Raw genomic sequence first — 580 nt, forward strand, 5'->3', positions numbered from 1 at the left:
CCTTACCATCCTTATCGGAAATAGTGATTCTATTACCGTATTTTTCTGCACCAATCTTGATGAGTTGCTCATCTTTATCCCACTTAACAAGACTATCGCCTTTTACATTGGCAATTTCATTATTAATCTGTTTGGTAATCTCATTTTTAACATTCGTGATAGAAGTACCAACACCTTCAAAAGCAGAAGCTACATCATTATAAGCCTCATCTTTTTCCTCACCATCAGCATTAACTGTCTTTATTTTAAAAGTTGGATCGGTCCACTTGCCATCTTCATATTTAGCGTTACCCCCAAAGGACTTCGCTATATTCTTGGCTACAGTTGTCACATTTTGATTTGTAGTAAACAGCTGCGAACCTGTAACTGCTTCATTTGAATCTGCTGAGAGTGATCCACTCTTTATACCTGTAAGAGTACGCTTTTCACTTTTGTTGTTGGCAATATCAATTTGATCACCATCTGTTTCTTTACCAATGGTGATATGTTTCGTTTCAGAATCCTGTTTCACGAAGCTACTGGCTGCTACTTGTTCTTTAACATCTTTTTCAACTTTTTGCAGTTGCGAAAAATTCACAGC

1 pseudogene is annotated in these 580 nt (G+C 36.9%); it reads right to left on the bottom strand.

Annotation, left to right across the window (positions count from 1 at the left end):
- A pseudogene (locus ABD915_RS10165) lies at positions 1 to 580 on the bottom strand (Vomp family autotransporter); the annotation flags it as partial.

It is taken from the genome of Bartonella jaculi, from assembly GCF_039543045.1.
GTDB classification, from domain to species: domain Bacteria; phylum Pseudomonadota; class Alphaproteobacteria; order Rhizobiales; family Rhizobiaceae; genus Bartonella; species Bartonella jaculi.